This is a genomic window from Ruegeria sp. BC7 (assembly GCF_056539165.1).
Genome location: NZ_JBQFUL010000003.1, coordinates 245,380 through 259,389 on the forward strand (window position 1 = coordinate 245,380; position 14,010 = coordinate 259,389).

Sequence of the window (14,010 nt, forward strand, 5' to 3'; positions counted from 1 at the left end):
TTAGTCTCAAAAACCCAGTCTCAAGAGATGTTTGCAGATTTTGGATAAGAATGATGCGTGATTTTGACAGCCAAAGAGGCCACCATTGTCGAGTAGTCTGATGGTTGCGCAGCGGCGCCTTCAGCCACAAGAATTCCGATCAAATTTTTTAGGAGAGATACATGAAACTTCTTACCAATCATTTATCGGCGGCAATTGCCCTCAGCCTCATTGCGGCGGGCGCCAGCGCCTCCAAGGCCCATGCAAATGAGGACACTGTCTCAACGGAGCTTCCGCCATTGATGCAGCAAATCAACAATGGCAACTGGCTTGAGGAGTCTGAGGCGCAGAAATTGGTAGACGAACTCTACTATCATAGAGCGATTCAGGCCTACTACGACATGTTACCGGCAATGAACACCATTGGCCTGCGCGATGGGTCTGAGGCAGTGTTTGGAGCGGGCTACAACGTCATTCCGATCTGGAAAGAAAGAATGGACTCCCGCGCCTGGGTTCCGACACCTAACGCTGACGTTATTTATTCAATGGGTTACGCAGATCTCAAAGAAACCGGCCCATTGGTTGTTGCGGCTCCACCCAATACAGTGAGCATGCTCACAGATTTCTTCCAAGTAACGTTGACGGACGTAGGCGCCGCTGGTCCAGATGGCGGAAAAGGCGGACTGTATCTCCTTCTTCCACCCAACTACGATGGCCCGGTTCCGAATGGCGGGTATTACACGTTCGAGTCTCCGACATACAACGTGTTTATCTTCTTTCGCACAATCATGAAGCAGGGTGATGGTGGTCCAGATCCCTCCGAGGCGGTCGCGACGGCGGAACAAATTCGTATTTACCCACTTTGGGAAGTGGAGAAGGATATTCCGGCAATGGAGTTCCCGAACGCCTCGGGCAAGCGCCTCAACATGATGTATGAAACCGATTTCGACTTTTGGACGAAAATGAAAGAGTTCGTGGACCATGAGCCTTACTCGGCCATTCCGCCGGCTACTCGCGGTGTTTTGGCTTCCCTCGGCATCAAGAAGGGTGAGCCATTTAATCCAACTGCCAAGCAAATGGAATCCTTGAACAAGGCGATGGAAGTTGCACCAAAGATGATCTTTGCCTCCAGGCAGGTCGGTCGACCGGATGGCCGTAACTTCTATTACTATGACAGACAGTATGAACGCGTTTGGTCTGGAGCTACCGCCGAGTTTATGCAGGACGGCTACCTCGACATCGACCAAAGGGCTGCCTTTATGCAATTTGCATACAGCACGTCACCAGCAATGGTTAAACGCGTTATCAATGGTGGTGCAAAATATCCGGTTACTGCCAGAGACGCGGACGGCGAATTCTTGAATGGTAGCCACCACTACAAGCTACATCTGCCGGCGGGTATTCCGGCGAAGCTGTTCTGGGCAGTAACGCTCTACAACGTAACCGATGGGACGATGCCGGAAACTGACCAGTTCATGCCGTCTATCAATCAATTCAACGATTACGAGAAGAATGATGATGGTTCGGTTGATCTCTACTTCGGTCCGACGCTGCCAGACGGCGCTCCTGAGTCCAATTTCATCAAGACCGTTGAGGGAAGAAACTTCCTGACAGCTGTGCGACTGTTTGGAACGGGTATCGAGTTCTTCGACCAAACTTGGAAACCCGACGATGTTGCGAAAATTGACTAATTTTCAAATCGTTGGATAAAAAAGTTCTGAAAGCCCGCAGGGAACTGTGGGCTTCCTGGACAACTGTGATCGCAGCGCACCAAGGAATCTGACCTTTCACAATCGCGAAGTATCTATTGCTCTCGTGGCAACCGGCAGAAAAGCAATTCCTCGTCGAATCCACAACATTTTGTAGCTTTCTGAAGTTGACCACAAAATGACACCCCCAACGAGGCGTCGGGGGCACAACTTAAGTGAACGGCTGGGGACTTACCCCCCCTATTTCTGTTTAACGGAAATAGGGGGGGGTAAGTCAGGGTATGTCCCTCTCCCAAAACCCATTTCTTAATCTTTCGTTAACCTTTGATCCTAGAAATCCAGTTCCTTCGCTCTGAATCCGCCCGAATTTCAGCCGGTCCCAGGAAACCTCCCAGCTTTAATTCTGGCGAAACCCAGATGTCCGAGTGTGCGCGTGCCGGCAATCCCGCCGGCCAACAGCAAGAGCCGCCGGGCCGGAGAATGTGCAGTGACCAACGAAAGACCTATTTCAGCACCAATTCATTTTGATCGCTTTCCGTCCTGCGGATCCAAGAGCAGTCAATTTGAAACAGAAAACACATTCCGAAGAATACCAGCCTGCCAAATTCACAATATTGGAAGCCCGGCCAGGACGTATTCAAACAAAACGATTTCATGAAGGTGGCGTAGACAACTCGAGCCGGGCACGAAACTTCACATTTGAAGAGCGAGAAGTTTCGGATTTTGAAGACCTTCTTGCCCTAATCTCCGAACTCTCTCAATCAGTGCAAAAGGTTGCGGTGTCTGGATCTGTGAAGGAAGAGGTCCGCCATCACAAAAAAATCCGCCGTTTGGCCAAACCACGAAATGGCGCGAATCCAACTCTCGAAGACCTTGGCTGCTCCTGGCTACATTTCGACATCGATGATGTTGAACGCCCAGATCACCTGGACTGGGGAGATCCGCAGGCCCTGGCCGAATGGACCTGGCGCAATATCTGCCATGGATTGCCTGCGCTCAAGGATCTCTCGGTTGAAGGAGAGGCTTTCTGAAATCGAGAAGGTCTTCAATACTGCCCTGTGCACGAAACGATGAGATCGCCCCGGCCCTTCGACGTGATAGACTAAGCCATATTAGTTTTTTTGAAACTGTAGTGGCGAACTCCGGCTGGAGTAAACTTTACTGCATCGATCTACCGGAACCGCCGAGCTACGGAACCAATGACTTTTGCTGGAAATTCACAAGGTGGCTTTATTCGCAAAGCGGTTACTTGTCGTCGAAGCGGCGATTGTTTTCGTCGCTGAAGAGGCTTTGCTTCAAGAAAGCCTTTGCGCAGCCAAAGTTCAATAAAACCATATGGTTACCTAGGATGGATGTTTAATCCTCCTATACCATAATAACGTGCCGTGTTCGAAAAACCTGCTTCGAAGACTGCTTAGGCCGCTTCAGTGGCGACCTCGACTGGAAGTTGTGTTTTTGCGACGCGCTTTGTCAACGTATACATATGGCGCAATTGCTCGATAAAGGTCATAAGCAGTCGAACACGTTCTAAGTACCGAGGGTCGTCAGCGTTTAGACGCTTGGCATGTCTTTCGAATAGCTGATCTGACAGGTCTCGAATATCGTCCTTGAGCAACAAAACTTCTTGGGCAGAGCGCTCGTCACTATTCCCTACAGCCCGAACTGCAAGTGCAAGGCTTTCCCTTACACAAGTCCACAGCCCCTCTACCATTTCTCGGGTCGTTTGACTGCCTTCGGAATATTCTCCGTCGAAGAATGTTTTGAGGAGTTCAACCATATCAGTTTCGATGATGTCAGCCGCACTCTCGATATCAATAATTGCCGTCACGAGTTTTTGGTGGATTTCACTTTCGCTTTCCGTGAGTGAGCTTTGCCGTATGCGACCGAGATATTTCATGATTTCCGAGGTCAAGATGTCCACTTCATCATCGCGTCTTGCTACATTCTCCAACTCATCCTTCTTGTGATGTACGGCTCCTTCACCTAAAGCATCCATCATTTCCAATGCGATGTGACCGGCTCGCTCGATCTCCCTTCTGACGTTTTCAAGCGCGATTGTGGGTGCTTCCAGCGCTGCGTCATCTAGGAACTCAGGCTGGACAATAATGTCTTCCGGCTCGGGCCGATCCGGGACCAATCTTTCCGCTAGGCGTGCAAAGGCTGTCGTGAAGCCAATAAATATCATCGTATTGAGGACATTGAACATCGTATTGGCGTTCGCGATCTGCCGAGGCACCTCTGCGGCTAATTTGTCTTTACCATCCAGACCTTCTGCCGCCGCAGGTGAAACATTGACGGCAATATCTGCAAGTATGCTTAGGAACGGCAGCCAAATAAGAACACCAGCTATGTTGAATAAAACATGGACAACGGATGCACGGACAGCCTCTACCGGTTTTCCAAGCGCCGCTAGCAATGCCGTAACACAGGTTCCTATGTTCGCCCCCAAGGCTAGAACAATCCCCGCCTGAAGAGACAGAAGACCTTCGCTGGCCATGGCTATTGCGATGCCTACGGTGGCCGCGGAGGACTGGACCAGCCCGGTGAACAAAGCTCCTGCCAGAATTCCGAAAAGTGGCTGTTCCATGCTGGCGAGAATTTCCAAGAAGGGTTCATAGCTGCGCAAAGGCTTCATGCCATCGCTCATCAGGCCCATTCCGTAGAACACAAGGCCAAGGCCCATTATCATCATACCGATGTACTTGGGGCGCTCATTCTTGCTGCCAAAGGTCATGAAAAAGCCAAGCGCGACCGCGATCAAGGAATATGTGGAGAGGTTAAAGGCAAGTAACTGCGCAGTTACGGTGCTACCAATGTTTGCGCCCATGATCACACCGACGGACTGTGCCAGTGTCATAACACCGGCTGTAACGAATCCTACGACCAATACCGTCGTTACAGAGGAAGAATTCAGAACACCGGTGACGAATGCCCCTGTTGCAGCGCCCATAAACCGGTTCACGGTCAACTTCTGAAGAACATTGCGAAGCGTGTTTCCAGCGGCCTTCTTTAACCCTTCAGACAAAAGATCCAACCCTGCCAGAAAGAGCGCCAAGCCACCAAACAATCCCATGCCCAATTGCAGCCAGTCTACTTGCTGCTCTGCCGTTTCCGCTGACTGAGCGTAGGCTGCGCTGAAGCTCAAAAAAGCAAACGCAACAAAAAGGTAAGGCAACAACCGAGTTACCGTTTTCGACATGGATTAACCTCCCGCTGTCAGCTGAACCTCACAGGCCAACATCGACAATTTTAATCTAGAGCTGCTTCCTTCCCAAAGTAGCTAAGCCAAATGCGGTGTTGGGAAAAGTTCTGGTCGATTACTGTTCTAAAAAATGCGGCAACATATTTTGCTGCGCCGGAAATCAACCAATGCTTGCGGCTCACCCTATCCTCCAAGGTTTCCAGGCACCTTTTCACACCTTTGCGGAGCCACAATTGTATTGATCGGAACCTATCCATGTGAACTTTTTTATCAATTCTCAACGGTTTTGGACATTAGATTGGACGAGGCGCGGCGCGAAGGCGCTTCTGATGATGGGCGTTTCAAACCGTAAATTGTGGCATAAAGAGTCGGCACAAGGATCATGGTAAGAATGGTCCCGAAAGACAGGCCCGCCATGATGACCACCGACATTCCAACCCAAAAGACATCTTGAAGCAACGGCACCACGCCAAGAACGGTAGTAGCCGCCGCCAGTACAACGGGGCGAAGGCGTGACACCGCCGCTTCAATAGTGGCGTCGTAGCGGTCCAGCCCACGCTCGATTCCGGCTCCGACCTCGTCGATCAAGACAAGCGCGTTCTTCACCATCATCCCCGCGAGGCTCATCGCTGCAAGCAATGCGACAAACCCGAATGGTACCCCGGTAACAAGCAGACCGAAGATCACGCCAATTAGCGCAAAGGGAATCGTCAGCAAGATCACGATTGGCGGCCGCAAATCGTTGAAAAGTGCGACCATCAGGAACACCATGATTGCCACTGCCGGGATAATACCCGGAACCAGCGAAGACTGACTTTTCACGCTGTTTTCCCGTTCTCCACCCCATTCAATTCGGTAGCCAGGCGGCAACTTGATCTCCTCTAATGCGATTACGACGTCGTCGTAAAGCGTCGGCAGAGTTGAACCGAGCGCTGGGGTCGCCTGAACAGTCAGTGTACGGCGTCGGTCGTATCTGGCGATTACCGCTTCCTGAGGCCTCAACGCAATTCCGTCCACAACTTGTTGGACGGGCACCTGGACTGTACCGGCTGAAGAACTGACACCAACCGAATCAAGATTGCCGGTTTGAGCACGCTCTTCATACACGTTTCTCATCACAATCGGCACAAGGTCGTCATCGTCACGGAAAAGACCAATCACTTGACCTTCGTATGTCCGTTTGATCGCACGCGCGACATCGTCACGTGTGATACCGGCCCAGCTTGCTCGTGATTGGTTGAAGTCGGGTTGCACCTCGATCATGCGTTGACGCCAGTCGGTCTGCATGAGGCCAACAAACGGGCTGGCGGAAACTACTGTTAGCACCTCTTCGCCAAGTTCACGAAGGATTTTCGGATCCGCGTTTCCCGGTCCGCTAATTCGAAGTTCGAACTTCCAGGTATCCCCTGGCCCTACCGTGAATTTACGAATGGGTATTAGTGCATCCGGATAGAAGCTGTCCAGTAGCGGAGAAATGTCAGAGATTAGCGAGTCAATTTCCCGGAAATCATGAACATTGACCACCAGCTGGCCATAGGCGGGATTAGCAGGTTCAGGCTCAACGGGCAGATAGAACCTCGGTGGACCAGAACCAATGAAAGAGGCAACGTCTTTTACTCGTTCATCCGATCGTAGCTGTGCCTCAATCTCTTTCATATCGCTAGCGACCGTTTCGATGCGGGTGCCTTCAGGCATCCAGTAGTCAATCATAAACTTGGTCATTGCCGAGTCGGGAAAGAATAGCTTGTTTACCGCCCCAAAGGAGGACAAGGACGACATCAGTAGCAATACCGCGAGTGAGATCGTGGCAAACCGCATCCGGATAGCAAGATGCAGCACGTTTCGGAAATGGTTGTAAAGCTTTCCCTCGTATTGGTTCCCCTCGTTTCTGTCTGCAGTAGTCTTCAGGATGGTCATGCATTGAAGTGGTGTAACAGTTACTGACAAAACCCACGACGCAAGCAGCGATACAGCCACAACGGAGAACAACGTAGCACAGTACTCGCCGGCATTCTCCTCGGACGCAAAGATCGGATAGAATGCCATCACCGCGATGACAGTTGCACCAAGAAGGGGCAAAGAAGGCTTGCTGGCTGCTTCAATGGCTGCATCACGTGGCTTTTGGCCCTGTGAGACGCGAACAGCGTAGCCGTCCGCTACAACAATCGCATTATCGACCATCATTCCTAGTGCGACTACCAGCGCGCCCAGTGACATCCGCTGAAGGTTGATCCCCAAAACGCTCATCATTAAGAACGTTGCCATAACTGTCAGAACAAGTGCGGTCCCGATGACTACGCCCATACGCCAACCCATCGGTAATGTAAGCACCAATAGGACGATAGCTATTGCCTGAAACAAGCTCACAAAGAAACCTTGGACAGAGGCGTCCACATCGTCTGACTGCCAATGAACCTTTTGCGCCTCAAGTCCGACGGGTAAGTCCTGCTGAAGTTCAGCAAGTCGCGCATCCACACGTTTTCCAACATCTACTACGTTTTCGCCTGGGCGATTAGTGATTGCGATCCCCACACCCGGAAGACCGTTAAACCGCAGAAGTTGAGTAGGCGGATCTTGGTACCCTTCTACAATATCCCCAATGTCGCGAAGACGCAGCACTTCGTCGCCAGATCCAACTAGATCGCCAAAGGCAGCGCTTCTTCGGATCACGTCTATAGAACTTGGGCGAATTATGAGATCCTCAATGTCAGCGGCACTTGCGATTTCTCCCGTTGGGGCGACGCGTAGCGCGCGATTGGGTAGAAAGACCCGACCTCCATCAACCACTGCATTCTGGTTCGCTATTGATTGTGCAATGGTCACGTCCGACAAGCCGAGGTCTTTCAAGCGGTTCGCCGAAACTTCAAGATACACCCTCCGTTCTCGTACTCCCCAGAGATCTACGCGGGCGACACCATCTACCAGACTCAGCTCCCGTTTAATGTCGTCGGCGTACCGTTCTAGTTGCGCGGGTGAAAAGCCGTCGCCCGTCAACGCCAGCAAAAGGCCAAAAACATCCCCAAAATCATCAATGACTATCGGCTCACCAGCCCCGGGAGGAAGACTCCGAGCAGCCTCGCTGGTGCGTGAACGCACTTTGTCCCATATCTGCGGTAGTTCGTCAGTGCTGTAGCTTGCCTTAATGTTCACCTTTATGCGCGAGTGGCCTGCGCGCGAGAAACTCTCAATAGAATCCAGCTCTTTTAACTTTTGCAGTTCGAGTTCGATTACTTCAGTTACTTCGTGCTCAACCTCTTGTGGAGAAGCACCTGGGTAGACGGTCGAAACTACTGCAGTTTTGATAGTGAATTCTGGATCTTCGAGTTGGCCCAATGAAAAAAATGCTGCGACGCCGCCAACTAATATGAGCGCCGCCGCGAACCAAGTGACCGTACTGTTGTCAATCGCCGCTCTTTGCAAGCTCATTTCTCATCACCTTCTGCGGTGTTCAAAATTTTGACTACTTGGTTCTCCTTAAGGCTATGCGTTCCTGCCGTGACGATCCAATCTCCGTCAGAAAGCCCGCTCGTGACTTCTGTTCCGGTGGAAAGCAGCTGGCCAACTTGGACAGGTCGTAAAGTTACTTCGCCAGAATACTCGTTAATTACCCATACCGACATTTGGTCGCCCCCCGGCTGCAGCGGTCGAAGGGAACTAGCCGGTACAATAACACCGGATGCCCGGTTTGGTTCCGTTACCTTGCTCGCTCGGGCGCTGCCTGACATGCCGGGCAGGATCGTGGACTGATCTGCTTGCTGCATGACAATAGTGACCGGGTATGTGCGAGTTGTTTGAGAGGCTTCTGAACCGATTTCTGAAACCACTGCGACCAATTCAACATCAGGAAACGCGTCGAAACTAACCATTAACTCTTCAACGAGTGGCACCAACGCAATTTGGGTTTCTGGAATGTCGATAATCATTTCAACGTAAGAGGCATCGAGCAAGCGGATAATCGGCTTTTGTGCTGCGATTTCCTCGAAGTCTTCAGCGTAAGCCGCGACCACTCGGCCTGCGTATGGTGCTTTTAGCACAGTATAAGATAGATCGATCCGTGCGCGCTCCAAGGCGGAACTCACCGAACTAACCCGTGCGGCAGCTGTATCGCGTTCGGCACGCGACACATCTCCGCGCGCTGCACTATACGTCCCACTCTCAACAAGTTTCGAAACGCGGTTAAACTGCTCGTCTTTTGCAAAAAAGTCGGCTCTCGCGGCCTCCAAGTCGGCTTCGAGACGTGCAACATCGGCTTGAAAAGGCTCAGGGTTTAGAACGGCTATTACATCGCCTTCTTGAACCTCGTCCCCGATACTCACTTTCCTTTGGCTAATTGTACCGGGAACCCTAAACGCAAGAGACACTTCTCTAGAAGCGCGCGCTCGGCCGGGAAAACTTCTTTGCCCAAGAAAATCCGTCTCGCCGACCTGCATTGCAAGGACGGGCCTAGGCTCAGGCGCAACATTTACTACTTCTTCTTCCCAGCAACCGGCTAGGCTGGAAACAGTGACTATTCCCGCGACCAAAGCTATCCGCGTCATAGGACCTCCCGTCTTCTGAAATCCATAAGCCAAAATGGATGATATGCCTTAACGGCCTGTCTCGCTGTAGTTTTTTGCTGTTGGAAGCTACCATTTCACGACAAAACGACCCCAAGCATAGGCTGGTCAGAAGAACATCGGTTGAGGTTGGAGGATGGTTTTCTTAGCCTGATTCGATGATGAAACGTTTGCCTTTCACTTGTTTCAAACCGAGGCCCGGGATCACTCGCGTGGCAAAAATGAGTATCGATCGGTTGTTACTATCACTTCGAAAATCGAAAGACTTTTTGCAAAATCGTGGCATCGATACAATTCGTGCGAATGTTTGCCATAGATGGAACCGTTTCTACCCAAGCACGCATCGGAGCATTGCGAGTTTACTGGCTTTGCTCAAACTGGTTCGAATTTGCCTGACACTAAACTTTGAACTGATGTGCTACATGAGACCGATGGACCAAACATGTTGAGAACTGAAAGAGTAGAAAAGGCAGTTCGCCTAAACCGCGAAGAACTTTTCCGGTTTGGAACGGCTCTGCTCTTCATCGTCGGCATCATGCTGGTAGCAATGGCCAGATCGGAAGGCGGAACAGACGGAGTGCTCTTGATCGTCGCCGCAATGATCGGTGGATACATGGCTATGAACATTGGCGCGAACGACGTGGCGAACAATGTTGGCCCCGCCGTCGGGTCTCAGGCAATTACTTTGACCGGCGCTATCCTGATTGCGGCTTTCTTCGAAGCCGGCGGCGCCATGATTGCGGGGGGCGATGTTGTCGGCACAATAAAAAAAGGCATAATCGATCCGGACTTGGTGGCGGACCGAGACACATTCATCTGGCTGATGACAGCGGCTCTGCTCGCAGCAGCGGTGTGGCTGAACTTCGCCACAGCTGTCGGTGCCCCGGTTTCCACAACGCATTCAATCGTCGGTGGCGTCCTTGGGGCTGGGATAGCTGCGGCCGGTTGGAGCATAGCGGACTGGTATCAGGTTGGGATGATCGCAGCGAGCTGGATAATTTCTCCCGTCCTTGGAGGAGTTATTGCGGCAACTTTCCTTTACATCATCAAGCGCACAATAACCTATAAATCGGATGTATTGACTGCAGCCAACCGAATGGTGCCATTCCTTGTTGCCGTTATGGCGTGGGCCTTCGGCACGTATCTTATGCTCAAAGGTGTGAAGAAGTTGGTGAAGGTTGACTTCCCCACAGCGCTGGTGATTGGCCTGTTGCTTGCGATCGTCGTTTACTTTCTTATTCGTCCGTATGTCGCAAACACGACAAAGCGTCTGGAAAACAAAAAATCAAGCGTGAACGATCTCTTCACCGTTCCGCTAATCTTCGCAGCAGCGCTCCTGAGTTTTGCTCATGGTGCCAATGACGTTGCTAATGCAGTGGGCCCACTCGCCGGTATCAACGAAGCGATCGCCGCCGGTGCCGTGGCCACGAAAGCCTCTATCCCGATATGGGTAATGGCGGTTGGAGCCATAGGCATTTCTCTCGGTCTCGCGCTTTATGGACCCAAATTGATCCGAACCGTAGGAAGCGAGATCACCGAACTTGATAAAATGCGCGCATATTGCATCGCGATGGCGGCGGCGATTACGGTTATTGTCGCCTCGCAGCTGGGGTTACCAGTCAGTTCCACCCATATCGCTGTGGGGGGTGTATTCGGTGTCGGATTCTTGCGCGAATACATCAAGTCCAGCTACGCCCGCATGTTGGACGAAATTAGAGAGCACCACGCGGACCATGACCCAGAAGCGGTTGAAGCATTCCTCGAGAGATTTGAAGCTGCTGACGTCACGACTAAGGGCGAGATATTGCGTGATATGAAGGCACAGGCTTCATCCGACCGTGTTTTGGCTAAGAAAGAACGAAAAGCTCTCGGCAGGGTGCATCGGATCGAATTGGTCAAGCGAAACCTATTGCTCCGAATTGCAGCTGCGTGGGTTATAACGGTCCCTTTGGCAGGCACTCTTGCAGCCATGTTCTTTTTCATGATCCGCGGAATGTTGCTGCCTTAGATGGCCGGACATGACTTTAAACGTGCCGCGGCGCGAATACGAAAATCATCGGATGTACAAAGCAGTAGACACGGCGATTGTCGAAATAGCTTCTTAAGTAGGTTTCCGAAGCAATTTACCGCCCCTAAATTGGCGATCGCTCAAGCTCGATGCTTCTGCATTCTAAATTGTTGCCGTCAAGCTTTAGCAAAGGTCTTGGATCCAACCATCGCGTCAATATCCATTCAGATAAGTCGTGGCGACTTTGGACACGAAATCGTCTTTGGAATGACTTGCTCAAATAACCATATCGCGTCCACGCAAGGAGCTATTAGCGTGTGCCATCCATGATCTGAATCAATACCCAATTTTGCCGGTTTGAATATCCTCAACAGGTTCGTGCCGCGCCAGGACACACTCGATAGGGAGAGGTTCTATGAAAGTTGCTATCATTGGTGGAGTCGCAGGCGGAGCATCTTGTGCAGCAAGGCTCAGGAGGCTTGATGAAAATGCCGAGATCATCCTGGTCGAACGCGGGCCTTACATGTCCTACGCGAATTGCGGCCTGCCCTACCACGTCGGCGGGGTTATCCAGGACGAGGCTGAATTGCTGGTCGCGAGCGCAGAGCTGTTTCGGGAGCAATTTAATATCGACGCACGCGTGAATTGCGAGGCTATTTCAGTAGACGCCGCTGCAAAGACCGTCGATCTTCGTGATCTCACGATGGGTGACGTAACCACGGTTTCTTACGATAAGCTTGTGCTTTCTCCGGGTGCCAAATCCGTAAGGCCGCCGATCCCGGGGATCGATTTGCCTGGTATCTTCGAGGTAAGGACGGTTCCGGATACACGGGTTATTCGACAATGGATCGAAAAGGGCTCGCCCTTCCTTTCAGGTATGCACAAATATTCTGGTTTTCAGACCGCACGCCCGAAGACTCGGGCGGTCGTTGTCGGAGGAGGCTTCATCGGACTGGAAACGGCTGAAAATCTCGTTCACCGCGACTTAGACGTGACTGTTGTCGAAATGGCCGATCAGATTCTCATGCCGCTCGACCGCGAGATGGCGCTGATCGCTGAAAAACACCTTGAGCGCCACGGTGTTCGACTTGTGCTAGGAGATGGCGTGGCAAGCTTCTCGCCAGCGCAACATGGCGGTCTTGATGTCACTACCCAGTCCGGTTCGGTGTACTCTGCCGACATCGTCATCGTGTCTCTAGGGGTCAAGCCCGATACTATGCTGGCCAAGTCCGCTGGCGTCGATATTGGTGAGCGCGGAGGTATAAGAACAGACGACCGGATGGTCACATCGGATCCCGACATCCTTGCTGTGGGCGACGCCGTGGAGGTCAGAGATTTTGTTACCGGGGAATGGAGCCTCATCGCGCTCGCTGGACCAGCCAACCGCCAGGGACGCATCGCTGCGGACGTAATCGCAGGACGCGATGCGCGATTTCGGGGAACGCAGGGAACTTCTGTGATTGGTCTCTTTGACGGTACTGCAGCTTGGACAGGGCAGAGCGAAAAGGCCCTGAAGCGACGGGGGGACGATGATTACGAGAAGATCTATATCTACCCCAACTCGCACGCCGGTTACTACCCAGGTGCTCGTCCGATCGCGATGAAAGTACTGTTTCGCAAATCCAACCGGAAACTGCTTGGCGCTCAAGCGCTGGGGCTTGACGGTGTGGACAAGCGTATCAGTACGCTGGCCTTTGCGCTGCAGATGGGCGCTACGATTGATGATCTGGCCGAGGCCGAGCTCTGCTACGCCCCGCCATATGGAAGCGCAAAGGACCCAGTCAACTTCGCGGGAATGGTGGCGGCTGACGTCCTGAGTGGCGACATGCCAATTCGCCACTGGGACAACGCGGAGGAAGGGTTTCTACTTGACGTTCGAGAATTGCCCGAATTGGCGGTCGAGTGCGTGGAAGGCGTTAAGCACATTCCGCTCGGGCAACTGAGAGGCCGAGTGGACGAGTTGCCAAAAGATCGGGAGATCCTGGTGGTATGTCGGTCTGGTCAGAGGGCTTACTACGCCACTCGTATGCTTCTGCAAATGGGCCTTAAGGCCAGCGTGGTGTCTGGAGGTATGCTCTCGCATTTCCAAAATGGCGTTTTGGATGCGTAGGCAAAGATAGGTTTATTGGGCGATGAGTCTTGAGGAAGCGGCACAGCGGGGAATTGAGAACCTTTTCGAGCGCCCGGAGGGTCCACTAGCGTTTCGCATTGTTTTGCAACCAATTGCAGCCGCGGTGCTAGGGGTTCGAGATGGACTTCGGGACGCTCGTAGCGGCGCACAGCCGTACGGATTAGCACTTTCGCTGAAGACCAGCCATCGGCGCGAGGCATGGCGTGGTGGATTCATTGCGACTGCACGTGTCATGATTGTTGCGTTGCTTATTGATGTCGCATACCAGCTCTGGTTTTTGCAGGCGCTTTACCCGGGTGAGGCGCTGGTAGTTGCTTTTGTGATTGGCTTCCTGCCGTACCTGCTCGTACGCGGCCCTGCATCGCGTATTGCCCGAATTTTTAATACCCCGGCTGACGATCCGCCAGAGTAGCGGTCGGATCGCG

General features: G+C 52.2%; 8 protein-coding genes. 5 read left to right on the forward strand and 3 right to left on the reverse strand.

Features of this window, described 5'->3' with window-relative positions:
* Positions 1–161 precede the first annotated feature (161 nt).
* Complete coding sequence (locus ACR0KS_RS10250; protein ID WP_170352520.1) at positions 162–1,670, forward strand: DUF1254 domain-containing protein; 1,509 nt, start codon at positions 162–164, stop codon at positions 1,668–1,670.
* 581 nt (positions 1,671–2,251) lie between these two features.
* Entirely contained in the window at positions 2,252–2,719 is a 468-nt protein-coding gene (locus ACR0KS_RS10255) for a hypothetical protein (protein ID WP_170563876.1), read from the forward strand.
* Between the two features lie 383 nt (positions 2,720–3,102).
* Here ACR0KS_RS10255 and ACR0KS_RS10260 read toward each other — a convergent pair whose 3' ends face one another.
* The 3 genes from ACR0KS_RS10260 to ACR0KS_RS10270 all read right to left on the reverse strand — a co-directional run bounded on the left by ACR0KS_RS10260 (position 3,103) and on the right by ACR0KS_RS10270 (position 9,428).
* Positions 3,103–4,887 (reverse strand): Na/Pi cotransporter family protein, encoded by a 1,785-nt coding sequence (locus tag ACR0KS_RS10260; protein ID WP_170486599.1) that lies wholly within the window; start codon positions 4,885–4,887, stop codon positions 3,103–3,105.
* 273 nt (positions 4,888–5,160) lie between these two features.
* Positions 5,161–8,316, reverse strand: coding sequence for an efflux RND transporter permease subunit (locus tag ACR0KS_RS10265; RefSeq protein ID WP_170563878.1), 3,156 nt, complete (start codon positions 8,314–8,316; stop codon positions 5,161–5,163).
* The gene (locus ACR0KS_RS10270; RefSeq protein WP_170486597.1) at positions 8,313–9,428 is read right to left on the reverse strand and encodes an efflux RND transporter periplasmic adaptor subunit; all 1,116 of its coding nucleotides are present in this window, start codon (positions 9,426–9,428) and stop codon (positions 8,313–8,315) included. The genes ACR0KS_RS10265 and ACR0KS_RS10270 overlap by 4 nt, the downstream gene beginning before the upstream one ends.
* Before the next feature lie 460 nt (positions 9,429–9,888).
* Between ACR0KS_RS10270 and ACR0KS_RS10275 the strand changes: the two genes are divergently transcribed.
* The 3 genes from ACR0KS_RS10275 (at position 9,889) to ACR0KS_RS10285 (ending at position 13,997) form a co-directional block, all read left to right on the forward strand.
* A complete protein-coding gene (locus ACR0KS_RS10275; RefSeq protein WP_170563881.1) occupies positions 9,889–11,454 on the forward strand; it encodes an inorganic phosphate transporter in 1,566 nt (521 codons plus the stop codon).
* Positions 11,455–11,869: 415 nt separating this feature from the next.
* A complete protein-coding gene (locus tag ACR0KS_RS10280; RefSeq protein WP_170486453.1) occupies positions 11,870–13,564 on the forward strand; it encodes an FAD-dependent oxidoreductase in 1,695 nt (564 codons plus the stop codon).
* A 22-nt stretch (positions 13,565–13,586) separates the two neighbouring features.
* Complete coding sequence (locus ACR0KS_RS10285; RefSeq protein WP_170486454.1) at positions 13,587–13,997, forward strand: hypothetical protein; 411 nt, start codon at positions 13,587–13,589, stop codon at positions 13,995–13,997.
* The last annotated feature ends 13 nt before the right edge of the window (positions 13,998–14,010 follow it).